This window comes from Microvirga sp. 17 mud 1-3 (assembly GCF_003151255.1).
Lineage (GTDB): Bacteria > Pseudomonadota > Alphaproteobacteria > Rhizobiales > Beijerinckiaceae > Microvirga.
On sequence record NZ_CP029481.1, the window covers coordinates 1,983,298 to 2,007,969 of the forward strand.

Here is a 24,672-nt window from a genome sequence, read left to right on the forward strand (position 1 = left end):
ATGCGCCCATGAACGGTGAAGCGAAGCGCTCGGTTGAGGCCCTCCCCGGCGGAGATGCGGGGGAGGGAATGCCTGCGCATGTCGCCATCATCATGGATGGCAACGGCCGCTGGGCGGCCAAGCGGGGCCTGCCGCGCTTCGAAGGGCACCGCCGGGGCGTCGAGGCGATCCGGCGGGCCGTGCGCGTGGCCGGGGATTTCGGGATCCGCTACCTGACGGTCTACAGCTTCTCGGCCGAGAATTGGCGCCGCCCCGCCCAGGAGGTGTCCGACCTGATGGGGCTGCTCAAGCGCTTCGTCCGGCACGACCTTGCGGATCTTCACGCCAACAACATCCGTGTCCGGATCATCGGCACGCGGGAGGGGCTGGCTTCCGACATCCGGCCCCTGCTCGACGAGGCTGAGCAGCTCACCCGCCATAATACCGGCCTGACCCTGGTGATCGCCTTCAATTATGGCGGGCGCCAGGAAATCGTCCGGGCCGTGCAGGCGCTCGCCCGCAAGGTCAAGGACGGGAGCCTCGCTCCCGAGGCCATCGATGCCGCGACCCTGGAGGCCCATCTCGACACCGCCGGCATCCCGGATCCGGACCTGGTGATCCGCACCTCGGGAGAGCAGCGGGTCTCCAATTTCCTCACCTGGCAGACAGCCTATTCGGAGTTCGTCTTCATCCCGGATTTCTGGCCCGATTTCGACGAGGCCATCTTCCGTGCCGCCATCGACGAATATTTCAAGCGCGAGCGCCGGTTCGGCGGGCTCAGCGCCAGGGCTGTATGACATGGCGGCGGACGTAAGCCCGTCCTCTTCCCCTGAACCTGCCGGAAAGCCACGCAGCGAACTCGCGACCCGGGCTTTGTCCGCCATCGTGCTGATCGCCGTCGCTCTCGCCACGGCCTGGGAGGGCGGCTGGACCTTCGCGCTGTTCTGGCTCGCCGCCGGCATCGCCATGATGGCCGAGTGGACCAACATGACCCGGGTCGAGCCGCGCCGTCCGGTCCAGATCGTTCTGGGCTTAGGGCTTGCGGCGCTCACGGTTGTTTTCCTGCGCGACATGTCCCTGGCGACCGGCGTCGCCGTGACTGTCGTAACGGCAGCGCTAGGGGCTTTGCTCGCCCGCGGTACCGAGGGGCGTCTGTGGGCGGTCAGCGGCTTCACCTACGGGGCAGTCATCGTGCTCGTGCCGCCCCTGGTGCGTGCCCATCCGTTTCTGGGCCTCGTGGGGCTTCTCTGGATGTTCGCGGTGGTCTGGGCCACGGATATCGTGGCCTATTTCACCGGCCGGCGCTTCGGCGGGCCGAAGCTCTGGCCCCGGGTGAGCCCCAAGAAGACCTGGTCGGGCTTTGCGGGTGGCCTCCTGGCCGGGACCCTGGGCGGGTTCCTGGTCGCCTGGGGGGCCCAGCGGCTCGGCTGGATCCAGCCCTTCAGCCTGCGCAATACCATCATCCTGTCCGCGATCGCCTCCGTGGCGAGCCAGCTTGGCGATCTCGGGGAATCTGCCCTCAAGCGGCATTGCGACGTGAAGGATTCGAGCCATCTGATCCCGGGCCATGGGGGCGTGATGGACCGCCTCGACGGCTTCTGGGCCGTCGCCCTCATCCTGGGGATTGTTCTCCTGATCGTCCGCCTTGCCACCTGACCCATGATGCCCTGACCCCATGACGCGCAGCCTCACGATTCTCGGTGCCACGGGCTCCATCGGCCGCTCAACGGCCGAGGTGGTCCTCGCCCACCGGGAGGAGTTTCGCGTCGAGGCGGTGGTAGGCGGCAGCAATGCTGAGGCACTGGCTCAGGTCGCGCGCAGGCTCGGGGCCCGCTTCGCGGCTCTCGCCGACGAGCAGAGCGGCCCGGCTCTGAAGGAGGCTCTGTCCGGATCCGGCATCGGCTCCGGGGCAGGGGCCTCGGCCGTGACCGAGGCGGCGGAGCGGGATGCGGACGTGGTTTTGGCGGCGATCAGCGGCACGGCCGGCCTGCGCCCGATCCAGGCGGCCCTCAAGCCCGGCCGCCGCATCGCCCTTGCCAACAAGGAGAGCCTCGTCTGCGCCGGTGAGGCCTTTATGGCTGAGGCCCGGCGCCTCGGCGTCGAGATCATGCCGGTCGATTCCGAGCACAACGCCCTCGACCAGGCCCTCGCGGCGGGACGGAACAGCGACGTGGAGACGGCAGTCATCACGGCGTCCGGCGGCCCCTTCCGGACCTGGAGCCGGGAGCGTATTGCCCAGGCGAGCGCCGCCGAGGCCTCCGCCCACCCGGTCTGGTCCATGGGCGCCAAGATCAACATCGATTCCGCTACGCTGATGAACAAGGGGCTCGAGCTTATCGAGGCCCATCACCTGTTCGGCCTAGGGGCGGACAAGCTCGACGTGTTGGTCCATCCCGAGGCGATCGTCCACGGGCTGGTGCAATGGACGGACGGCGCCCTTACGGCAGGTCTTGCCCTGCCGGACATGAAGGTTCCCATCGCCAATGCCCTGCGTCACCGTGAACGCCTTGCGATGGCGCTGCCCCGTCTCGATCTTGCCGCTATTGGCCGTTTAAGCTTCGAGAAGGCCGACGAGACCCGCTTTCCATGTCTCGCCCTGGCCAGGGCTGCGCTTCGGGCCGGAGGTGCGATGCCGACGATCCTCAACGCCGCCAACGAGATTGCGGTCGCGGCGTTCATGGCCGGCAAAATTAAATTTTACGCCATTTCCGAAAAGGTTGAGACGGTTTGTTCAATCTTCTCCGGAAGGAATATGTCGGCACCGGTCAGCATCTCGGACGCTCTGGCGATCGACCATGAGGCCCGGGAGGCGGCGCGGCAGCTTGTGCCGGTCTGAGGCAGGTTGGCCGCCGTGAGACCGATGCGAAAGGGATGATGATGGACTGGCTTTCGACGATCACCGGAGCAACGGGCTCCTTTCTCCTCACGATCATCTCGTTCCTGGTCGTCCTTACCGTGGTGGTCTTCATCCACGAGTTCGGCCATTTCTGGGTAGGCCGGCGCTGCGGCGTGGGGGTCACGGCCTTTTCGGTCGGCTTTGGGCGGGAGCTCTTCGGCTGGACCGACCGCTACGGCACCCGCTGGAAGATCTCTGCGATTCCCTTAGGGGGTTACGTAAAGTTCGTCGGCGACCTGAATGCCGCCAGCGTTCCCAACAACGACCAGCTCGTCCATATGAGCGCTGCCGAGCGGGCCGTGAGTTTTCCCCATCAAAATGTGCTCAAGCGCGCCGCCATCGTGGCCGCTGGTCCCATCGCGAATTTCATCCTGGCGATCGCGATCTTCGCGAGCTTCAACTATTTCAGCGGGCGGCAGGTGCTGGAGCCCCGGATCGAGGCCGTCCAGCCGGGCAGCGCCGCCGAGAAGGCCGGATTCAAGCCCCACGATCTCATCCTGTCCATCGACGGGCGGCAGATCGAGACCTTCGCGGACATGCAGCTCCTGGTCAGCTCCAGCGCGGGCGAGGCCCTGACCTTCACGGTGGAGCGGGGCGGGCAGACCGTTGCCCTGTCGGCGACGCCGAATTTCGTGGAGCGTTCCACTCCCTTCGGAAAGCAGCGGATCGGCCTCCTGGGTGTCGAGGCCTCCCGTGATCCGAGCGCCATCAAGCGCGTCTCCTACTCGCCCCTGGGCGCCTTGAAGTCGGGGGCTGTGGAAACCTGGAACCTGGTGGAGCGGACCCTCAACTTCATGCGCCGCCTCGTGCTGGGGTGGGAATCCGCCGATCAGCTCTCGGGTCCCATCGGAATCGCCCGCGCCTCGGGCACGGCTTTCGATGTCGGTGGGGTCTACAGCCTCATCAGCCTGATCGGGTTCATGTCGGTTTCGATCGGCCTCATTAACCTTTTTCCGATTCCGTTGCTCGACGGCGGACACCTCCTTTTTTACGCCATCGAGGCCATTCGGGGCCGTCCTTTGAGCGAAAAAGCGCAGGAAATCGGCTTCCGGATCGGCTTTGCAATCGTTGCGATGCTTATGCTTTTCGCAACCTGGAATGACATTGTTCACCTTGGCACAAGTTTTCTGGCTCGCGGAACGTGACAAGGACGCCACGCAGGACAAAAATGCTACTGTGTAGGGGAAAGCGCCGTTTGCAATGACGGCGAAAGTTTGTACAAGCGGATCACACCGATAAGGTTGGGAGCTTCCGTTCCCAGCCCGCGGAGCGATCCGCTGTAGGACAAAGATAAAGAGACGGGCCAGTTGATGATGTCGACGACCACGCCACGCCGGAGGAAACCGGCCGCCACCGCTATGATCGCCGTCAGCGCGATGATGGCTGGAATCACCGCCGCCGACACCGCGTTCGCTCAGCAGGCCAGCCGCCGGGCTTCCGTTGCGCAAGGACCTATCGTCAACCGGGTCGTGATCGAGGGTAACAAGCGTGTCGAGAAGGGCATGATCGAGGGCGAGCTCCAGGCTCGCGCCCGCGCTCCCTACGACCAGCGTACGGTGGATGCCGACGTCCAGCGCATCCTTGAAGTTTATCGCCGCCAGGGCCGCAGCCTCGCCCAGGTGACCCCCCGCATCGTCGATCTTCCCAACGGCCGCGTCGACATCGTCTATACGGTCGTCGAGGGCGACAAGACGGGCGTGAAGGAGATCCGCTTCGTCGGCAACAACCAGGTCTCGTCCAGCCGCCTGCGCGGCGTCATGACGACGACCGAATCGAACATCCTCAGCTTCCTCAAGAGCACCGACGTCTACGACCCGGCTCGTCTGGCGAACGATCTCGAGCTCGTCCGCCGCTATTACCTCAAGAACGGCTATGCGGATTTCCGCGTCCTCTCCAGCGACGTGCAGTTCGATCCCAATGCCGGCGGGTACGTGGTGACCATCTCGGTGGAAGAAGGGCCGCAGTATCGTCTCGGTAGCGTCGGCATCGATTCCCGCCTCCCTGAGGTGCCGGTCGAGTCCCTGCGCGGCGACCTGTCGACCTCTGCGGGCTCCACCTACAATGCCGACGCGGTGCAGCGCTCCCTGCAGGACATGACCACGGACATCGCGCGCCGGGGCCATCCTTTCGCGCAGGTCCGCCCCGTGGCGACCCGCGATCCCGCGACGCAGACGATCAATCTCTCCTACGTGGTCGAGGAAGGCCCGCGGGTCTACATCGAGCGGATCAACGTCCGCGGCAACTCCCGCACCCGTGACTACGTGATCCGCCGCGAGTTCGATCTCGGCGAAGGCGACCCCTACAACCGCGTCCTCATCGACCGGGCGGAGCGCCGCCTGAACAATCTCGGCTACTTCAAGACCGTTCGCATCTCCAACGAGCCGGGCTCCGCGCCCGACCGGGTGGTCGTGAACGTGGACGTCGAGGATCAATCGACCGGCGCCTTCTCGGTCTCGGGTGGTTACTCCACCCAGGACGGCCTCATCGGCGAGGTGGCGGTCAGCGAGTCGAACTTCCTCGGCCGCGGTCAGTTCGTCCGCGTGGCCGGTCAGCTCGGCCAGCGCACGAACGGCGTCGACTTCTCGTTCACGGAGCCGTACTTCCTCGGCTACCGCATGTCGGCCGGTATCGACCTGTTCTCGAAGTTCAGCGACCAGACCAAGTATTCCCGTTACGAGAACCGCGTGACTGGCGGCCAGCTGCGCCTCGGCCTGCCCTTCACCGAAGAGTTCACGGTGACGCTGCGTTACTCGCTGTTCCAGCAGGACCTGAAGATCCCGAACGACTACAAGCAGCCCTATAACGACTGCTCGCAGCCGCTGCCTGGCTATACGGTGCTCAATCCGGCCGGCGGCCCCGGTGCCGGCCTGCCGAACCGCTTCTTCTGCGAAGGCAACGGCGAAGCCTCGCTCGCGATCAAGGAATCGCAGGGCAAGACCCTGACCTCCCTGGCGGGCCTGACCTTCAACTACAACACCCTCGACAACAACAAGAACCCGCGCAACGGCTTCTTTGGCGAGGTGAAGACCGATTTCGCCGGCCTCGGCGGCGACTCGCGCTACTTCCGCGCCACCGGCGATCTCCGCTACTACAAGGAGATCTGGGAGGACGTGGTGGGGATCGCCCGTGTCCAGGGCGGCCACATCATGGGCTTCGGCAACGAGAACAAGGGATTGGGCGGCGGCGGCGGCGACCTGCGCATCGTCGACCAGTTCTTCCTGGGCCCGACACTGGTGCGCGGCTTCGCCAACAACGGCATCGGTCCGCGCGACGTGTCGAGCTACGACACGAACGCCAACGCCATCGGCGGCACCACCTACTTCGGCGGGTCGGTCGAGGTGCAGTTCCCGATCTTCGGCCTGCCGCGTGAGCTCGGCCTCAAGGGCGCGGTCTTCGCGGATGCCGGTACGCTGTTCGGGTACAAGGGCCCGACGACGTTCGACACGAACGGCAACAGCATCATCGACGGCTACAGCCCGACCCTGGGCTGCACCCAGAGCGCAGTTGTCGCCCAGGAGTGCATCCTGGTCCGCGACAGCCACAAGATCCGCTCCTCGGTCGGTGCCTCGCTCCTGTGGGCTTCGCCGCTCGGACCGATCCGCTTCGACTATGCCATCGCCCTGTCCAAGGACGAGGGCATGCCGACCGCGAACGGCAAGATCGGCGGCGACCGGACCCAGGCCTTCCGCTTCTCGGGTGGTACACGCTTCTAATCGGGGAGGGCGCCCTAGCGGCGCCCTCACTTCTTTTTCATGACAGATTTGAACTTCTTTCCGCAGAGCCAGGCGCTTTCCTTGCGTCAGGTGGCGGAGATGGCCCATGCCACGCTCCCCGACGGTGTCGACGGGGAGCTTTTGCTTCGTGGGGCCGCACCCCTCGAGACCGCCGGGCCTGACGACATCGCCTATATGGACAACGCCTCCTATGGAGAGGCCCTGGGCCGGACCCAGGCGGGCGCCTGCCTGGTGACGCCACGCTTCGCCGCAAAGGTCCCGCCTGGAACCGTGGCGCTCGTCACGCCCCAGGCCTACAGGGTCTTCGCGCAGGTCCTGGCACTGTTCTTCCCCAGCGCCATGCGGCCCGAATCCTCCTTCGCGGCCACGGGCATCTCGCCCGGCTCCTTCGTGCATCCGACCGCACGTCTCGAATACGGCGTGAAGGTCGATCCCGGTGCCGTGGTCGGTCCCCATGCGGAGATCGGCGTCGGCACCCTCGTGGGGGCGCACGCGGTCATCGGCGCCCATGTGAAGATCGGGCGGGACTGCTCCATCGGTCCTCATGTGACCATCACCCATGCGTTCCTGGGCAACCGGGTCATCCTCCATCCGGGCGTCCGCATCGGGCAGGACGGCTTCGGCTTCGCCATGGGCCCGCAGGGACACCTGAAGGTGCCGCAGGTCGGCCGGGTCATCATCCAGGACGATGTGGAGATCGGCGCCAACACCACGGTGGACCGGGGCGCAAGCCGGGACACGGTGATCGGGGAGGGCACCAAGATCGACAATCTGGTGCAGATCGCCCACAACGTGGTGATCGGACGCCATTGCGTCATCGTCGCCCAGGTCGGCATTGCGGGCTCGACCACGATCGAGGATTACGTGGCCCTCGGCGGCCAGGTGGCCGTGAAGGGGCACCTGCGGATCGGCATGGGCGCCCAGATCGCCGCGACCAGCGCGGTCAACAACGATGTTCCGCCCGGCGCCCGCTGGGGCGGCGTGCCGGCCCGTCCGGTCAGGGAGTGGTTCCGCGAGATCAACGCCCTTAAAAAGCTTGCATCCAAGAGCGATTCCGGCGATTCCGCCACCAACGACGGTCCGTCTTCTTCAACCTGAAGACGTTCGAGAGCCCCGGAGTGACTGACATGAGCGAAGCGCCAACCACGCTTCAAACCGCCGACATCATGCGGATTCTGGATCTCCTGCCGCATCGCTACCCGTTCCTTCTTGTCGACAAGATCATCGAGATTGATGGGGACAATTCCTGCATCGGCATCAAGAACGTGACCTTCAACGAGCCGCAATTCACGGGCCATTTCCCGACCCGTCCGATCTTTCCGGGGGTCTACCTGATCGAGGGCATGGCCCAGACGGCCGGCGCCATCTGCGTCGCGTCCAAGATCTCGCAGCAGGAGAAGCCCAAGCAGGTCTTCTTCATGACCATCGACAAGGTCAAGTTCCGCAAGCCTGTGGAGCCGGGGGACCGGGTCGAGTTCCACATGAAGAAGCTGAACAACCGGCGCAACATGTGGTGGTATCGGGGTGAGGCCAAGGTGGACGGCTCCCTCGTCTGCGAGGCGGAAGTCAGCGCCATGCTGGTGATGGACTGATGGAAACCTTCATCCATCCCACCGCTGTAGTGGAGGACGGTGCCGTCATCGGCGCCGGGGCACGGATCGGCCCGTTCTGCATGGTCGGCCCCGAGGTAGTGCTTGGGGAAGGCTGCCAGCTCCTCAGCCACGTGGCCGTGGCAGGGCGCACCACGATTGGTGCGCGCACGCGCATCTTTCCGTTCGCGTCCATCGGCCATATCCCGCAGGACCTGAAATATCGCGGCGAGGCCTCGACCCTGTCCATCGGGGCCGATTGCATGATCCGCGAAGGCGTGACCATGAATCCCGGCACCGAAGGCGGCGGGATGCAGACCGTCATCGGCGACCGGTGCGCTTTCCTGGCCAATTCCCATGTGGGCCACGACACCCGGGTCGGCAGCGACGTGATCCTGTCCAACAACGTGATGCTGGCAGGCCACGTCACGGTGGGGGATTACGTGATCTTCGGCGGGGGCTCGGCCGTCATCCAGTTCGCGCGGGTCGGCTCCCACGCCTTCGTGGGCGGCATGTCGGGGCTGGAGAACGACCTTATCCCCTACGGCATGGCCATGGGCAACCGAGCCCATCTGGCGGGCCTGAACATCATCGGCCTGCGCCGGCGCGGTTTCACGCGCGAGCAGATCCACGACATCCGCCGGGCCTACCGGCTGCTCTTCGCCGACGAGGGCACACTCTCGGAGCGGGTGGAGGACGTGGCGGCCGAGTTCGACAGCCATCCCTTCGTCCACGAGATCCTGGATTTCATCCGGGAGGGCAAGGATCGGGCGATCTGCACGCCCAGGGATCCGGTCGGTTCGGCTGGATGACCGGCAGCGGGCCGATTGCGATCCTCGCCGGCTCCGGGCAGCTTCCGATCCAGCTGGTTGAGTACCTCGAGCGGACAGGGCAGGATTTCCGGATTCTGGCCTTCCGCGGCTTTGCCGCGCCCGAGCTGCGCCGGCGCGCCCATGCCCAGGCGGACCTGCTCGATCTCAAGACCATCATGGCGACTCTGGAGAAGTGGCAGCCGCGGGCCGTGACCCTGGCAGGTGCGGTGCGCCGCCCGGGCTTCTCGGCGCTTCTCGGCGCCTATTCGCTCCTGCGCAACCGGCAGGAGGTGAAGGAGGTCATCGCCCGTGGGGACGATCAGGTCCTGCGCGGTGCCGTCATGCTGCTGGAGGAGCGCGGCTACACAGTCGTCGGCGCCCATGAACTGGCCTCAGGGCTTGTCGCACCCCTGGCCCTGCACGGCGACCTTCATCCGGGCCCGGACGACCGGGAGGCCGTGGAAGTGGGAATTTCACTCCTGACATCTCTGTCCGCCTTCGATATCGGCCAGGCGGCCGTCGTGTCCCGCCGTCACGTGCTGGCGATCGAGGGGCCCGAGGGAACGGACCGGATGCTGCGCCGTGTTGCAGGCCTGCGACGCTCCTGGCTCGGCCTGCGCCGGCGCCGCGAGGGTGGGGTGCTCATCAAGGCGGCAAAGCGCGGCCAGGATTTGCGGGTCGACATGCCGGCCATCGGTCCGCGCACCATCGTCGAATCCGTGCAGGCGGGCCTTTCCGGGATCGCCGTCGGAGCGGGCTCGACCCTTATCCTCGAACAGGAGAAGACGCTGAGGCTCGCCAATGAGCAGGGCCTGTTCCTGGTCGCCGTCGATCTGCCCTGGATGGAGGAAGGCCGTGAGTGAAGCTGCGCCGCTTGCGATCTGGATCGTCGCCGGGGAGGAATCCGGCGACCAGCTCGGCGCGAAGCTCATGCGGTCCTTGAAGGCGCGCCTCGGAGCTGCTCGCATCCGTTTCGACGGTGTCGGCGGCCATGCCATGGAGCGGGAGGGCCTGAAGAGCCTCTTTCCCCTCGAAGACATCGCCGTCATGGGGTTCTCGGCCGTCATCGCCCGCCTGCCGACCATCCTGCGGCGGATCCGCATGACGGCGGATGCGGCAGTCGCCGCGAAGCCGGACCTTCTCGTCATCATCGACAGCCCCGACTTCACCCATCGGGTCGCCCAGGCCGTGCGGGCGCAGGCCCCCGGCATTCCCATCGTGGATTATGTCAGCCCCTCGGTCTGGGCCTGGCGTCCGGGCCGGGCACCGAAGATGCGGGCATACGTGGACCATCTATTGGCCCTGTTGCCCTTCGAGCCTGAGGCGCATCGGCGCCTGGGCGGCCCGCCCACCACCTATGTGGGACATCCGCTGATCGAGCGTCTGGACGAGATCCGCCCCGCTGCGGGCGAGCGCGGGGCGGCGCCGGGAGAGCCCTTGCGGCTCCTCGTTCTGCCGGGAAGCCGGCGCTCCGAGGTCAGCCGGCTGATGGAGCCGTTCGGTCAGGCCCTGGCGCTCCTGAAAGAACGCTCTCCGCGGCCCTTCGAGGTGACGATCCCGGCCGTGCCGCACCTCGCCGACGAGATCCGGCACCGGGCAGCCGACTGGCCCGTGACGCCGACCTTCGTTCAGGGTGAGGCCGCGAAATGGGAGGCCTTCCGCCGGGCCGACGCCGCGCTCGCAGCGTCGGGCACCGTCACTCTTGAGCTCGGCCTGTCGGGCGTCCCGATGGTGGTGGCCTACCGGGTCTCGAAGCTCGAGGAGGTCCTGAAATACCTCATCAAGGCGCCGTCCATCGTCCTTACAAATCTCGTCCTCGGCGAGAACGTGATCCCTGAGCTGATCCAGTGGGACTGCACACCCGAGAAGCTGGCATCCGCGCTCCTCCCGCTCCTCTCCGACACGCCCGAGCGCCGCCGCCAGGAAGAAGCCTTCCGCCGCCTCGACGATCTCATGCGGATCGGCGACGAGCAGCCCAGCGAGCGTGCAGCACGGATCGTCGCCGAGGTGCTTGGGGAGAGCAGGGCTCGTCAGCCGTCGGCCTGACCGCAGACCTCCCTAAGCCCGTTGAGGAGACGGTCTTATCATCCCCGGCCTTATGCCGGGGATTTCTGTTTTTGGCGATGGGCGGTCAGTCTCACTGAATCTTCGGCGGCTCGTCGAAGTTCAGGCCTGGGAGGTCGCCGCCGCCTGGGCCGATGCCCGGGACCAGGAGCTCATCGAGCTTCTTCTGCACCGCCGCCGGGTCGACCTTTGCGGCCGCGCCTTTGTAGTGCATCACGATCTGCGGGAAGAGCACCACGATGGCCACCATGATGAGCTGGATCACCACGAACGGAATGGCGCCCCAATAGATCTGGCCCGTCGTGATGGGCTCCATGCGCTTGCCCGTGACCCGGTCGATATAGGGCACCTTGGGCGCGACCGAGCGCAGGAAGAACAGTGAGAAGCCGAAGGGCGGGTGCATGAACGAGGTCTGCATGTTCACGCCCAGGATGACGCCGAACCAGATCAGGTCGATCCCGAGCTTCTCGGCCGCCGGGCCCAGCAGCGGGATGATGATGAAGGCGAGCTCGAAGAAGTCGAGGAAGAACGCCAGGAGGAAGACGAGCACGTTCACGAAGATCAGGAAGCCGACGTGGCCGCCCGGCAGGGAGGTCAGCAGGTGCTCGACCCAGATGTGGCCGTTCACGCCGTAGAAGGTGAGTGAGAACACGCGGGCGCCAATCAGGATGAACAGCACAAAGGCTGAGAGCTTCGCGGTCGCCTCCGTGGCCTGGCGCACGAGGGTGAAGTTGAAGCGGTTCGGGTTGTTGTCGAGCCGGCGCTTGACGGCCGCCAGGATGACCGAGCCGAGGGCGCCCATGGCGCCGCCTTCGGTCGGCGTCGCGAGGCCGATGAAGATGGTGCCGAGCACGAGGAAGATCAGGAGGAGGGGCGGCACCATCACGAAGGTGACCTGCTCGGCCATGCGCGACATGAGCCTGAAGCCGCTTGCGCGTTCGACGATGCCGACCACGAGCGCATAGACCGCACCGGCGATGACCATCTCGAGCGCGAGCGCCCAGGATTCGTGGTCCTTGAGCAGGACGAAATAGAGGGCGACCAGGGCGGCCGTGAGTAATGCCGAGATGACGACGCGCTTGGCCCCGAGCATCCGGTTCATCAGGGCGCAGATGAGCGCCACGACGGTCGCGACGCAGATGGTGAGGATGACGAAATCGGCGCCCGCCTTCGTATTCGTCTGCGAGAGGACGTAGTAGCCGACGAGGCCCGAGAAGACGACCAGCACGCCGAGCTGCCAGACGCCGCGGGCGCCGTTCGGCTCCCGGTAGCCGATGGCTTCCGGCGGCAGGCCCGGTGCGGCCTTCGGATTGACGATGGATGTCAGGAGCACATAGCCCGCATAGAGGCCCGACAGGATCAGCCCCGGCAGGAACGCGCCCTCGTACATATCGCCGACCGAACGGCCGAGCTGGTCGGCCATGACGATGAGGACAAGCGACGGCGGGATGATCTGCGCCAGCGTGCCGGAGGCCGCGATGACGCCGGAGGCGAGGCGCCGGTCGTAGCCGTAGCGCAGCATGATCGGGAGCGAGATCAGGCCCATCGAAATGACGGAAGCGGCCACGACGCCCGTGGTGGCGGCGAGCAGGGCACCCACGAAGATCACCGCATAGGCCAGGCCGCCGCGGACGGTGCCGAAGAGCTGCCCGATGGTGTCGAGCAGGTCCTCGGCCATGCCGGACCGTTCGAGGATCAGCCCCATGAAGGTGAAGAACGGCACCGCTAGCAGCACCTCGTTCGACATGGTGCCGTAGACACGGTCGGGAAGGGCCTGGAGGAGGGGCCAGGAGAGCGTGATGGTGTCGGGCGCGAGCGGCGCCAGCTCGACCGCCAGGAAGAAGAACAGGAGGCCGTTCGCCGCGAGCGAGAAGGCGACCGGATACCCGAGCAGCAGGAAGACGACGAGCGCCGCGAACATGATCGGCGCGAGGTTCTGGGCAATCAACTCAGCCATGGACTGAAACTCCGGAAAATATGGACAGGGCCTTCACGGTCAGCGGATGCCGTCGCCGGGAGGCTCGCCACCTGTCGCAGTGTTCGGATCGCCCAGTTCCGTCAGGAGCCGTTCGGCCTCGGCCTCGGCGCTGTGGTTCGTCGTTTCATCGTCCAGATCGCCGCGCATGATGGCGATGCGCTTGATGAGTTCGCTCAGCCATTGCAGGCCCAGGAAGAAGAAGCCTAGAAGGATGAGGCCCTTGGCAGGCCAGATCAGCAGGCCGCCAGCATTCGACGAGACCTCGCCCGAAAGGTAGGATTTCTGGAAATACGGCACGCACAGCCAGAGCATGATCGCCACGAAGGGGAACAGGAAGAAGACGTGCCCGAGCAGGTCGATCCAGTTGCGTGTGCGCTTCGAGAGCATGTTCGAGACGATGTCGATGCGGATGTGCTCGTTGACCTTCAGGGTCCAGGGGGAGCAGAGCATGAACACGGCGCCGAACAGGTACCATTGCAGTTCGAGCCAGGCATTCGACGAGACCCCGAAGACCCGCCGGATGATCGCGTTGATCGCCGAAACCAGGATCGCCACCACGATGGCCCAGGCCACGGTCTTCCCCAAGCGCTCGTTCAATGAGTCGATTGCTCGGGACAGCTTCAGGAATGCTGTCATCCGGTTTTCCCCTGATCGTCTCTGTTCGTTGGTTTTGTCAGGGTGTAGCTAACGAAGTTGCAGCCTCTTCGCTAGAGCCCGAAGCCCCTGAACGCACTCAACTTAAGGCGAGTACCCTCTGTGCATTCGTGTCACAAGGGGGCCCGCCACGAAAATTATGATGCGCGACGACGGGCCGTTCGGGCAACGATCGCACTTCCCAAAGGGCATGTCCCGCGTCTTTCCAGGGCGATCCTTTCCGGTATGAGGATTTGCGTCCCATATTCGGGCGCTGGCGGCCCCTTGCGGCTCTTGCTATGGTCCGCCGCGAAAAGGGAGGCGCGTAGCCGTGACGCTGCTGGTTCTGGGTCTGATCGTGTTCCTGGGCACCCATGCGTTCAGCATGGCCCGCAAGGCGCGGGCGAGCCTCGTCGGAAGGATCGGGGAGGGGGCCTATAAGGGGCTCTATTCCCTGGTATCGGCCGTCGGGATCGTGCTGATCGCCATCGGCTTCGGCCGGTATCGGGCCGAGGGCTACATCCCCGTATGGGATCCCCCGGTCTGGACCCGACACTTGGCGCTGCTTCTCGTATGGTTCGCCTTCGTGGCCCTTGCGGCCGCTTATCTCCCGGGCCGGATCAAGCGGGCGCTCAAGCATCCGATGCTGGCGGCCGTGAAGGTCTGGGCCCTCGCCCACCTTCTCGCGAATGGCGACCTCGGCTCGATCCTCCTGTTCGGCTCTTTCCTGGTTTGGGCAGTGCTGGCCCGGATCAGCGCCAAGCGCCGGGATGTCGCTGCCGGGCATGGCGCTCCAAGGGGCAGCGCCCACGAGACCCGCAACGATATTCTCGCTGTCGTCGTCGGCACGGCTGTCTATCTCGCTTTCGTGTTCTGGCTGCACCCGCTTCTCATCGGCGTTCCGGTCCTGCCCGGCCGGGCCTGATCTGCCCCTGAACGGGCGCGGCGAAAGCCGATGCGACGCAATCGGCCTCTCGCCTTCATCGGGGGGCTGTGCTAGGCGACCCACTTCGATGGAGGAGGCGGTTCCGGCCGCAGGAGACGTATGGTTTCGAACGATGAGTTCATCCGCGAGGTCGACGAGGAATATCGCCGCGACCAGATGGCCCAGATCTGGCAGCGCTACAACGGCCTGATCATCGGGGCCGCGATCCTCGTCGTGGCCGGAGTCGGCGGCTGGCGCTACTGGGAGCATTCGCAGGAAACCCGCGCCCAGGCCGCAGCCGTCCGTTACGAGGACGCCTTGAAGCTGTCCCGCGACGACAAGGGCAAGGACGCCGAGGCGGCTCTCGAGAGCCTCGCGAAGGAGAGCGATGGTGGCTACGGCCTCCTCGCCCGCTTCCGCCTGGCCGCCGAGATGGGGCGCCAGAACCCCGAGAACGGCGCCTCCGCCTATGACGCCCTCGCCAAGGACGGAAGCCTGAGCACTCTCTGGCAGGATCTGGCCCGCCTGCGCGCCGCATGGCTGCGGCTCGACAGCGCGGATCCGGCCAAGATCCGCCCGGACCTTGAGCGGATCGCCGTGCCGGAGAACCCCTGGCGGCATTCCGCCCGTGAGCTTCTCGGCCTGTCCGGCCTGAAGGCCGGCGACATGGATTATGCCGGCAAGTGGTTCGACCAGATTGCGGCCGACCGCGAGACCCCGTCGGCCCTCAAGCAGCGGCTTGCGGTGTATACTGCCCTTGTGGCGGGTGGTCCCGTTCCGGTGACCCAGTAAAGGAAGGCGAGACAGGACATGACGCCCACCGTCGCCATTGTCGGGCGGCCGAATGTCGGCAAGTCGACTCTGTTCAACCGGCTCGTCGGCAAGAAGCTGGCCCTGGTCGACGACCGGCCGGGGGTAACCCGCGACCGGCGCGAGGGCGAGGCGCGCCTCGGCGATCTGGAGTTCCGCATCGTCGATACGGCCGGGCTCGAGGAATCGACCGAAGAATCGCTCCTCGGGCGCATGCGCGCACAGACGGAAGCTGCCATCGGGGATGCGGACGTCATCCTGTTCGTCATCGACGCGCGAGTCGGAATCCTTCCGGCCGACCGGCCCTTCGCTGAGCTCGTGCGTCGGTCCGGCAAGCCCGTGATCCTCATTGCCAACAAGGCGGAGGGCGGTGCGGGCCTTGCGGGTGCCTACGAGGCTTTCTCCCTGGGGCTCGGGGAGCCGGTGCCGCTCTCGGCCGAGCATGGGGAGGGCATGGCGGACCTCTTCGAGGCCCTGATGCCGTATTTTCCCGATCCTCGGGATCTGGAAGACGAGGAGGAAGAGGATCCGGGCAAGCCGCTGCAGGTCGCCATCGTCGGGCGCCCGAATGCGGGTAAGTCGACCCTCATCAACCGGATGGTGGGTGAAGATCGCCTCCTCACCGGCCCGGAGGCCGGCATCACGCGGGATTCGATCTCCCTCGACTGGACCTGGCGCGGACGCGCCTTCAAGCTGTTCGACACGGCGGGTCTGCGCAAGCGCGCCCGGGTCGAGGACAAGCTGGAGAAGCTCTCGGTCGCCGATGCGCTGCGCGCCGTGCGCTTTGCCGAGGTGGTGGTGGTCCTCCTCGATGCCACGATCCCGTTCGAGAAGCAGGACCTGTCCATTGTCGACCTAGTGGAGCAGGAGGGCCGTGCCCTCGTGATCGGCCTCAACAAGTGGGACCTGGTGGCCGACCAGCCGGGACTTCTGAAGGAGCTGAAGGAGAAGGCCTCACGCCTCCTGCCCCAGGTGAAGGGAGCGCCCGTGGTGCCGCTTTCAGGACTCGCTGGCAGCGGCATCGACTCTCTGATGAAGGCGATCATGCAGGTTCATGAAACCTGGAACCGCCGCATCTCCACTGCGCGGCTCAATCAATGGCTGTCCGAGGCCCTGGAGGCCAACCCGCCCCCGGCGGTGTCCGGCCGCCGGATCAAAATCCGCTACATGACGCAGGTAAAGGCCAGGCCCCCGCATTTCGCCATCTTCGGCAACCAGCTCGATGCCCTGCCGAAAAGCTACACCCGGTATCTCGTGAACAATATCCGCGAGGCCTTCGACCTCCCGGGCGTTCCGATCCGCGTTTCCCTGCGCATGGGCAAGAACCCGTTCGACAAGGAACGGAAATAAGCGAGCGCGCTGGTCCGCGGCGCGATCTGCAACAGGGCGCTCTTTATCTGAAAGCACTCCCAAAAGGGGAAGCCGCGGCCACAGCGGCTTGCTTCTTCAGGCCAGCGCCGGGATAGTATTCCGGCCGTATTTCGCGTCTGAGTCGTCATGGTCCTGCAACGGGAACGGGACCGGCCGGGAACGCCGACCGATGGATGAGGTTCTGTCGCAGCGTCGCTTGTCGGAGCTGATCGGGGCGATCTACGATTGCGCCCTCGATCCCGGCCGCTGGGAGGCGACCCTTGCGGAGATCGCCGGCACCTTCGATTGCGCGGTCGTGTCCCTCACGCTGAACGATCTCCACGGCAACCGCTTCCTCATCAACAAGGCGGCCGGATGGCAGCCTGAATTGCTGCGGCTCAAGTCCGAGCGGCACGTGGCGGAGATCAACGCCCGGCTGACCGAGTGGCTCGCCCTGCAGCCTTCCATCGACGAGATGTTCGTCACTTCGGCCCATCTGAGCCCCGAATACATTCAGAAATCCCTCTATGTGGAAGAATGCCTGAAGCCGCAGGGGATCGTGGACATCATGCATATGTTCCTGATGTACACCCATCGGCAATTCGCCGAGATCGGCCTAGGGCGCCATGCGCGCCAGGGGCTCATCACGCCGCGGGAGGTTGAGCTCGGGCGCCTGTTGCTGCCACACCTGCGCCGGGCCGTGACGATCAGCGGCATCCTGGACGCGCAGGCCGTCGAGCATGCCCGCATGGCCGAGGCGCTCGATGCGCTGCGGTGCGGGGTCGTGCTCGCCGACGGTCGTGGAGCCATCCTGCACGCGAACCGGGCCGCCGAGGGAATGATGCGCGACGGTGGCCCAATCCGGAGCCAGAACGGCATGTTGGCAGCAGGCACCCAGGCGGCCAGCCGGGAGCTTCGCAATACCATCGGGCTGGCGACACGGGACGAGACGTCCCTTGGACAGGAGGGTAGCGCCGTCCGCCTCACGCCCGCCGGGCTCCCTCCTGCCTACGCGCATGTGCTGCCGATGACGGCCGGAAGCCTGCGCACACAATTGCGGCCCGACGCGGTGGCGGCCGTGTTCGTCAGCATGCCTGACGAGCCATGCAGGGTCGGCCCGCTGGCCCAGGCCTTCAACCTTACGGCGGCCGAGACGAGAGTGCTGGAGGGGCTCCTTGCCGGACATACCCTGGCGGAGACCGCCCGCCATCTCGGAGTGGCGCCGTCGACGGCCAAGACCCATCTGGACCACATCTTCGCGAAGGCCGGCGTGTCCCGCCAGACGGAGCTGATCCGTCTGGCGATGCGAATGACCCTTCCGGTCCAATCGGTTCCGGGAGGCGCCCTTCAGGAGCCGCGCCGCAAACCCGATTAGAAACGCAGTTGTACGGCGTTCGCGGCCATCAGGAGACCGAGCGCTCCCAGGATCAGGCCGGACGCCTTGTTGAAAAGGTTCAGGACCGTCACGCTCAGTCTTGCGCGAAGCACCGCGACGCCACCGCTCACGATCAGCCACCAGCCGACCGAGGCGGCGAACACGCCTGCGATCATCGTCGAGGCGGCACTTGGTTCCGGGGCCGCGACGACCGGCAGGACAGCTGCCAGAAGGACGGGGGTCAGTGGATTGAACAGGGCGCAGGCGACGGCGCTGCAATAGGACGATACGGCACCCCGACTGTCGGTGCACGGCGCCGCCAGGGAGATAGTACGACCGAGGACGCGGGCGCTCAGCCAGAGGAGGAGGCCGGCCGACATGATCGAAAGCGCGACCTGGCTGTCCTTCATAGCGGCCGCGAGGGCAGGGCCGAGGCCCAGGATCGCGCAGGTCGTGTAGAGCACCAGGACGGTCGCGGCTCCGAGCCCGGTGGCGAACCCCGCAAGGGCGCCCGAACCCAGTGCGCGCTGGATGCAGAGCAGGCTCATCGGCCCGATCGGCATGGTGATCGCCAGCCCGACAGTCGCGCCCGACAGGAATGCCGACATGCCGCTCATAAGCCCGCCTCGCTGAAGCCCTTCGCCCGGCCAGGACGCGACGTTAGCGATTCAGGCTCTGCGCCGCGTCCACCGTTCGGTGGAGGCGGATGGCGGCGAAGGGTGCGCTACGTCGTAACGCTCAGCGGGCAAAAGAAAGGGCGGCCTTTCGGGCTGCCCTGACGATGCCGGGAAAACGCGATGCTCTCAGGCGGGCATCTGCGGTGTGAGGACCTTTCCGTCCTGGGTGAAGTCGTAGATCTTGCCGGTCTCGGTCCAGTCCGGACGCGCCAGCTTCACCACGTGAGGCGCGAGGTCCTCGGGGGTCTTCAGGGTCGATTGGTCCTCGCCCGGAAGGGCCGCGCGGCGCATGGCGGTGGCGAGCGGTCCCGGGTTGAGGAGCATCGCCTTCACGGGGGTCGTGACCGTCTCGGCCGCATAGGTCCGCACCAGGGCGTTCAGGGCGGCCTTGGAGACGGAATAGACGCCCCAATAGGCCGTGCATTTGCTCGCGGCGCCCGACGTGACGAAGATCGCGCGGCCCGCGTCGGAGGCGCGCAGCAGCGGATCCAGGGAGCGGAGCAGGCGGTAATTCGCCGTCACGTTGATGGCCATCACGGCGTCCCAGACGGGCTGGTCCACATGCGTGATGGGCGCAAGCTCGCCGAGGATGCCCGCATTGCCGAGCAGGATATCGAGCTTGCCCCAGCGCTCGTAGATGGCGGCGCCGAGCCGGTCGAGGGCGTCGAAATCCTTCAGGTCCACCGGCACGAGGGTCGCGGAGGAGCCCTTGGCGCGGATCTCGTCGTCGAGGGATTCGAGAGCACCCTGCGTGCGGGCCAGCGCGATGATGTGCGCGCCAGCATCCGCAAGCGCGAGCGCGGCCGCGCGGCCGATGCCGCGAGACGCGCCGGTGACGACCGCGACGCGGTTGGAGAGGGGCTTGGTCATGAAACTCAGTCGGCCTCGGCAAGAAGGGAAAGGCGGCGCGGCGTGGCCACCGTCAGGTCGGTCAGCGGGGTCGGGTAGTCGCCCGTGAAGCAATGGTCGGTGAATTGCGGCTGCGCCGGGTTGCGGCTCTTTTCGCCCATGGCCCGGTAGATGCCCTCGATGGAAAGGAACGCAAGGGAATCCGCCCCGATATAGGCGCGCATCTGCTCGAGGTCGTGGGTCGCGGCCAGGAGCTTCTCCTTCTCGGGCGTATCGATGCCGTAGAAGTCCGGATGGGTGATCGGCGGGCTAGCGATGCGGAAATGCACCTCGCGGGCGCCGGCTTCGCGCATCATGCGGACGATCTTCACCGAGGTGGTGCCTCGCACCAGGCTGTCGTCCACCAGCACAATCCGCTTGCCCTCGATGGCCGAGCGGTTGGCCGAGTGCTTCATGCGCACGCCGAGCTCGCGCACCGACTGCGTCGGCTGGATGAAGGTGCGGCCCACATAATGGTTGCGGATGATGCCGAGCTCGTAAGGAAGGCCGCAGCTCTGGGCATAGCCGATGGCGGCCGGAACACCGGAATCCGGCACCGGGATCACCACGTCGGCATCCGCCGGGGATTCCTGCGCGAGCTCCCGGCCCATACCTTTACGCACCGCATAGACGCTGTGACCGTTCACGATGGAATCGGGCCGGGCGAAATAGATGTACTCGAAGATGCAGGGACGGGCCGGCTGCTGCGGCGCGAAGCGGAAGGACTCGATTCCCTCGTCCGAGATGACCACGCATTCGCCGTTCTCGATGTCACGGACGAAGCGGGCGCCGATGATGTCGAGGGCGCAGGTCTCGGAGGTCAGGATGTAGCGGCCGTCGAGCTCGCCCAGCACGAGGGGGCGGATGCCGAGCGGGTCGCGGGCGCCGATGAGCTTCTTGTTGGTCAGCGCCACCAGCGAATAGGCGCCCTCGATCTGCTTGATCGCTTCGAGGAACCGGTCGACCACCCGGCCGTGGCGGCTGCGGGCGACGAGATGGACGATCACCTCCGTGTCCGTGGTGGACTGGCAGATGGCGCCGTCACGGATGAGGTTGCGGCGAAGGGTCAGGCCGTTGGTCAGGTTGCCGTTATGGGCCACCGCGAAGCCGCCGCCGTCCAGTTCGGCGAAGAGCGGCTGCACGTTGCGCAGCACCGTCTCGCCCGTGGTGGAATAGCGTACATGGCCGATGGCCGAGAAGCCTTCCAGGCGCTCGATCACCGAGCGGTCCGAGAAACCGTCACCGACGAGGCCGAGCTTGCGTTCCAGATGGAAGACGTGACCGTTGAAGGACACGATGCCGGCCGCTTCCTGTCCACGATGCTGAAGCGCGTGGAGCCCCAAGGCCGTGATGGCGGCGGCGTCCGGGTGCCCGTAGATGCCGAAGACACCGCATTCCTCGCGTAAGGTATCGCCGTCGAGGTCAAGATCCACCGTTTTGGGCCGGATCTGCCACGTCTCAGACAGAGAAGACATCGTCATTTCCTTGGGGTGGCACCATAGGCGGCGCTTAAGGCACCTATTTAATGAGCCTTGCGCGGAACGCCAACGTTTATTGCGGTCGCGCCCCGGCTGCAGGGCCGGGGTGTTCTTCACGTTGCCGAGGGGCGGAACGGCGACGGGAGCCTAACCCTGTCGCCGATCCGGAAATGTCAGCCGCGGGGCTGCGCGGGCCGGGCCGGCGGCGAGGCCGGCGCAGCCGGAGCAGTGCCGGGGCGCTGCGGATCGGGCTCGGCCGGTTCGCCCTGCTCGATCTCGGGCTTGCCCTTGTCGCGCAGCTTCTGGATCAGCGCTTCGGCATTCTCGGGCAGCATGGCGATGATGCTGTCGCGGGTGTTCTCCATGGCCGGGCGGGTGCGCGACGTCGCGGCCCAGTCGGGGTTCTTGCCCTGGAGGAGCCAGCCCAGGAAGGCCCAGCCGATGACGCAGATGAGGAAGCCTCGCGCCGCGCCGAAGACCAGGCCGAGGGTCCGGTCGAGGGCGCCGATGCGGGAATCGAGAATCAGGTCGGAGATCTGGACCGTGATGATCGAGACCACGATGAGGGTCACGACGAAGATGCCGCCGATCGCCGCCACAAGGGCCACCGTGTGATTGTGGATATATTGCTGCGCCAAAGGCAGCACGGCCGGGTGCAGATACCAGGCCACCGCGGCGGCCGCGACCCAGGCCACGATCGCTAGCACTTCGCGCGTGAAGCCGCGGACGGCGGCCAGAAGACCGGAAATCAGAACGACGCCGACGACAACGAGATCCAGAATGGAAAAAGGCATGGGCAAGCCTGACGCAGGGACGGGGACAGCCTCGCAAGGCGGTGAGGGCGTCGCGGTGTATAGCGGCAAGAAAGGCGTTCGTCACCCCAGGGCAGGTCACAGAGCAGGGATGGGGCCCGGCCGGGCCGGTCAGGCCCGGGAGCGGGCAAGCCGGTTCTGGCGCGCTGCGATCCCGGCCACCAGGTCGGTGATGTGCCCGATGGAGGAGGCTGCCAGGGGCAGACGCTCCTTCCGGTCGGTCCGGGCCGGGGGAGAAACGGCACTGGCAAAGCCGAGCTTGGCGGCTTCCTTCAGCCGCGCCTCGGCCTGGGCGACGGGCCGGATGGCGCCGGACAGGCCGAGCTCGCCGAAATAAACCGTGTCGGGCGGCAGGGGATTGCCCGAGAGCGACGAGACCAGGGCGGCTGCCGCCGCGAGATCGGCGGCAGGCTCCGTGATGCGCAGGCCGCCCGCGACGTTCAGGTAAACGTCGTGCATCCCGAGACGGAGGCCCCCATGAGCCTCCAGCACGGCGAGCACCATGGACAGGCGCGCCGGATCCCAGCCCACGACGGCCCGGCGCGGGGTGCCGAGGGACGAGGGAGCGACGAGGGCCTGGATTTCCACGAGGAGCGGGCGGGTGCCCTCCATGCCGGCAAAGACTGCCGTTCCGGGCGTCGCGAGATCGCGCCCGGCCAGAAAGAGCTCGGAGGGATTCGGCACCTCGCGCAGGCCTCGGTCGGACATCTCGAACACGCCGATCTCGTCGGTCGGTCCGAAGCGATTCTTCACGGCGCGCAGGATGCGGAAATGGTGGCCCGTATCGCCCTCGAAGGAGACGACTGCGTCGACCATGTGCTCGACGACGCGGGGACCGGCGATCTGCCCGTCCTTGGTCACGTGGCCCACCAGGATCACGGCCGTGCCGGTAGTCTTGGCGAACCGGATCAGCGCCTGGGCGCTGCCGCGCACCTGGGTCACGGTGCCGGGGGCGGATTCGACCGTCTCGGTCCACATGGTCTGGATCGAGTCGATGATCGCAAGCGCCGGCGGGCGGCCCTGGGACAGAGTCGCGACGATGTCTTCCACGTTGGTTTCGGAGGCGAGCTCCACGGGCGCCTGGCCGAGGCCGAGGCGCTCGGCCCTAAGGCGCACCTGCGCCACCGCCTCCTCACCCGAAATGTACGCGACCCGCTCACCCCGGTTCGCCAGAGCGGCCGTGGCCTGCATGAGGAGGGTCGACTTGCCGATGCCCGGATCGCCGCCGAGAAGGATGATGGAGCCGTGGACGAAGCCGCCGCCGGTCACCCGGTCGAGCTCCGCGATGCCAGAAGGCGTGCGCGGAGCCTCCTTCGCCTCGCCCGAAAGGCCCTCGAGCGGGAAGATCCGGCCCTTGGCGCGGGACGGGCGCGTGGCCACGGGGCCGACCATCGGGTTCGCAGAGCCGGTCTCCTCGACGATGGTGTTCCAGCCGCCGCAGGCCTCGCATTTGCCCTTCCAGCGATTGTAGACCGCGCCGCATTCCTGGCACGCGAAGGAGGCCTGACGCTTCGCCATCAGAGCGTCGCCCCGGTATAGACGCGCCGATAGCGGGGCCCGAGGCCCGTGAGGATCTCGTAGCCGATGGTGCCAGCTCGGCGCCCGACCTCGTCGACCGTCAGAGGTCCGCCGATCAGGGTCACGGGGCCGCCTCGGACCAGGGCACTCTCCGGCGCGTCCGTGACGTCGACGGCGAGCAGGTCCATGGAGACGGTTCCGGCGAAGGGACACAGCTGCCCTCCCACCAGAGCCATGCCGCGCAGGCCAGGCTCGCCGCTGCGGCCCGGGGAGCTTGCGGAGCGGGGATAGCCGTCCGCATAGCCCACCGAGACCGTGGCGATCCGCCTCCGGCCGCCGGCTGTCCAGCGGCCGTTATAGCCCACAGTCTCGTCCGTCTCGACGAAGCGCAGCTGCACGATCCGGCCTTCGAGCTCCACCACCGGCCGCATGGGATTGGCCTCGCCGGGGGTCGGATTGCCGCCATAGAGGGCATAGCCCGGCCGGACGAGGTCGAAATGAGGCTTCTGGGGCAGGAAGATGCCGGAGGAATTGGCCAGGGAGGCCGGAAGGCCCGGCAGGGCGTTCCGGACGGCCGTGAATGCCTCGATCTGCCGGAGGTTGAGTGGGTTGTCCCGCTCCTCGGCGGAGACGAAATGGCTCATGAGCAGGGCGGGCGTGAAATCCTTCAGCTCCGGCCGAGCCGCGAGGGCGAGGCCCTCGCTGACGGTCAGGCCGAGGCGGTTCATGCCCGTGTCCACATGGATCGCCGCCTCGAAGGCGCGTCCTTCAGCCCGGCAGAAGGACGCCCATTCGTCGATCTCGGGCAGGGAGCCGAGGACCGGCCGAAGGCTATGGGCCACCAGATGCCCGCAGGAGCCGGGCAGGAGCCCGTTGAGCACGTAGATCGTCGCCTCAGGCGCGACCGCACGGGCCCGGATCGCTCCGCTCACATGGGCCAGGAAGAAGGTGCGGCAGCCGGCGGCCGCCAGGGCCGGAACGGCCTTCTCGATGCCGGTGCCATAGGCGTTCGCCTTGACGACCGCCGAGGTCTCGGCGCCGCCCGCCTGCGTGCGCAGGGTCCGCCAGTTGGACACAAGGGCATCCAGGTCGATGCGAAGGAGCGCGCCGGCGGCCTCCTCGGGGATGTGGCCCTGCGGGGCCGTCTGGGACAT

The 24,672-nt window shown here is 66.6% G+C and carries 22 protein-coding genes; 14 read left to right on the plus strand and 8 right to left on the minus strand.

What is annotated here, in order from left to right; all coding sequences use genetic code 11:
• Positions 1-8 precede the first annotated feature (8 nt).
• The 10 genes from C4E04_RS09395 to lpxB all read left to right on the plus strand — a co-directional run bounded on the left by C4E04_RS09395 (position 9) and on the right by lpxB (position 11,056).
• Entirely contained in the window at positions 9-776 is a 768-nt protein-coding gene (locus C4E04_RS09395) for an isoprenyl transferase (RefSeq protein ID WP_109597000.1), read from the plus strand.
• Between the two features lies 1 nt (position 777).
• Positions 778-1,635 (plus strand): phosphatidate cytidylyltransferase, encoded by an 858-nt coding sequence (locus C4E04_RS09400; protein ID WP_109597002.1) that lies wholly within the window; start codon positions 778-780, stop codon positions 1,633-1,635.
• A gap of 19 nt (positions 1,636-1,654) precedes the next feature.
• Positions 1,655-2,815, plus strand: a complete 1,161-nt coding sequence (dxr, locus tag C4E04_RS09405; protein ID WP_109597004.1) for a 1-deoxy-D-xylulose-5-phosphate reductoisomerase — start codon at positions 1,655-1,657, stop codon at positions 2,813-2,815.
• A gap of 41 nt (positions 2,816-2,856) precedes the next feature.
• A complete protein-coding gene (gene rseP, locus C4E04_RS09410; protein WP_109600974.1) occupies positions 2,857-4,020 on the plus strand; it encodes an RIP metalloprotease RseP in 1,164 nt (387 codons plus the stop codon).
• Between the two features lie 165 nt (positions 4,021-4,185).
• Positions 4,186-6,588: an outer membrane protein assembly factor BamA gene (gene bamA / locus C4E04_RS09415; RefSeq protein WP_109597006.1), complete on the plus strand. Its 2,403-nt coding sequence runs from the start codon at positions 4,186-4,188 to the stop codon at positions 6,586-6,588.
• A gap of 39 nt (positions 6,589-6,627) precedes the next feature.
• The gene (gene lpxD / locus C4E04_RS09420) at positions 6,628-7,707 is read left to right on the plus strand and encodes a UDP-3-O-(3-hydroxymyristoyl)glucosamine N-acyltransferase (protein WP_109597008.1); all 1,080 of its coding nucleotides are present in this window, start codon (positions 6,628-6,630) and stop codon (positions 7,705-7,707) included.
• A 29-nt stretch (positions 7,708-7,736) separates the two neighbouring features.
• Entirely contained in the window at positions 7,737-8,201 is a 465-nt protein-coding gene (fabZ, locus tag C4E04_RS09425) for a 3-hydroxyacyl-ACP dehydratase FabZ (RefSeq protein WP_109597010.1), read from the plus strand.
• Entirely contained in the window at positions 8,201-9,010 is an 810-nt protein-coding gene (lpxA, locus tag C4E04_RS09430) for an acyl-ACP--UDP-N-acetylglucosamine O-acyltransferase (RefSeq protein WP_109597012.1), read from the plus strand. The genes fabZ and lpxA overlap by 1 nt, the downstream gene beginning before the upstream one ends.
• Entirely contained in the window at positions 9,007-9,873 is an 867-nt protein-coding gene (locus C4E04_RS09435) for an LpxI family protein (protein WP_109597014.1), read from the plus strand. The genes lpxA and C4E04_RS09435 overlap by 4 nt, the downstream gene beginning before the upstream one ends.
• Complete coding sequence (gene lpxB, locus C4E04_RS09440; protein WP_245416280.1) at positions 9,866-11,056, plus strand: lipid-A-disaccharide synthase; 1,191 nt, start codon at positions 9,866-9,868, stop codon at positions 11,054-11,056. Before C4E04_RS09435 ends, lpxB begins: the two co-directional genes overlap by 8 nt.
• Positions 11,057-11,147: 91 nt before the next feature.
• On the opposite strand, the gene C4E04_RS09445 is transcribed toward lpxB, so the two are convergent.
• Positions 11,148-13,031, minus strand: a complete 1,884-nt coding sequence (locus tag C4E04_RS09445) for a TRAP transporter large permease subunit (RefSeq protein ID WP_109597018.1) — start codon at positions 13,029-13,031, stop codon at positions 11,148-11,150.
• Between the two features lie 39 nt (positions 13,032-13,070).
• The gene (locus C4E04_RS09450; RefSeq protein WP_109597020.1) at positions 13,071-13,688 is read right to left on the minus strand and encodes a TRAP transporter small permease subunit; all 618 of its coding nucleotides are present in this window, start codon (positions 13,686-13,688) and stop codon (positions 13,071-13,073) included.
• Positions 13,689-14,016: 328 nt separating this feature from the next.
• On the opposite strand from C4E04_RS09450, the gene C4E04_RS09455 reads away from it, so the two are divergent.
• The 4 genes from C4E04_RS09455 to C4E04_RS09470 all read left to right on the plus strand — a co-directional run bounded on the left by C4E04_RS09455 (position 14,017) and on the right by C4E04_RS09470 (position 18,145).
• Positions 14,017-14,610, plus strand: a complete 594-nt coding sequence (locus tag C4E04_RS09455; protein WP_109597023.1) for an NnrU family protein — start codon at positions 14,017-14,019, stop codon at positions 14,608-14,610.
• Positions 14,611-14,730: 120 nt separating this feature from the next.
• On the plus strand, positions 14,731-15,402 hold the full coding sequence (locus C4E04_RS09460) for a tetratricopeptide repeat protein (RefSeq protein ID WP_109597025.1): 672 nt from the start codon (positions 14,731-14,733) through the stop codon (positions 15,400-15,402).
• 18 nt (positions 15,403-15,420) lie between these two features.
• On the plus strand, positions 15,421-16,770 hold the full coding sequence (gene der / locus C4E04_RS09465; RefSeq protein ID WP_109597027.1) for a ribosome biogenesis GTPase Der: 1,350 nt from the start codon (positions 15,421-15,423) through the stop codon (positions 16,768-16,770).
• 190 nt (positions 16,771-16,960) lie between these two features.
• Positions 16,961-18,145, plus strand: coding sequence for a helix-turn-helix transcriptional regulator (locus tag C4E04_RS09470; RefSeq protein ID WP_109597029.1), 1,185 nt, complete (start codon positions 16,961-16,963; stop codon positions 18,143-18,145).
• Here C4E04_RS09470 and C4E04_RS09475 read toward each other — a convergent pair.
• The 6 genes from C4E04_RS09475 to alr all read right to left on the minus strand — a co-directional run bounded on the left by C4E04_RS09475 (position 18,142) and on the right by alr (position 24,672).
• The gene (locus tag C4E04_RS09475) at positions 18,142-18,762 is read right to left on the minus strand and encodes a LysE family translocator (protein ID WP_109597031.1); all 621 of its coding nucleotides are present in this window, start codon (positions 18,760-18,762) and stop codon (positions 18,142-18,144) included. The two genes, C4E04_RS09470 and C4E04_RS09475, sit on opposite strands and share 4 nt — an antisense overlap.
• A 186-nt stretch (positions 18,763-18,948) precedes the next feature.
• Positions 18,949-19,692, minus strand: coding sequence for an SDR family NAD(P)-dependent oxidoreductase (locus C4E04_RS09480; protein WP_109597033.1), 744 nt, complete (start codon positions 19,690-19,692; stop codon positions 18,949-18,951).
• 5 nt (positions 19,693-19,697) lie between these two features.
• Entirely contained in the window at positions 19,698-21,185 is a 1,488-nt protein-coding gene (gene purF / locus C4E04_RS09485; RefSeq protein ID WP_109597035.1) for an amidophosphoribosyltransferase, read from the minus strand.
• Positions 21,186-21,361: 176 nt separating this feature from the next.
• Positions 21,362-21,982, minus strand: a complete 621-nt coding sequence (locus C4E04_RS09490; protein WP_109597037.1) for a CvpA family protein — start codon at positions 21,980-21,982, stop codon at positions 21,362-21,364.
• 129 nt (positions 21,983-22,111) lie between these two features.
• Positions 22,112-23,518: a DNA repair protein RadA gene (gene radA, locus C4E04_RS09495; protein ID WP_109597039.1), complete on the minus strand. Its 1,407-nt coding sequence runs from the start codon at positions 23,516-23,518 to the stop codon at positions 22,112-22,114.
• Positions 23,518-24,672 (minus strand): alanine racemase, encoded by a 1,155-nt coding sequence (gene alr, locus C4E04_RS09500; protein ID WP_109597041.1) that lies wholly within the window; start codon positions 24,670-24,672, stop codon positions 23,518-23,520. The genes radA and alr overlap by 1 nt, the downstream gene beginning before the upstream one ends.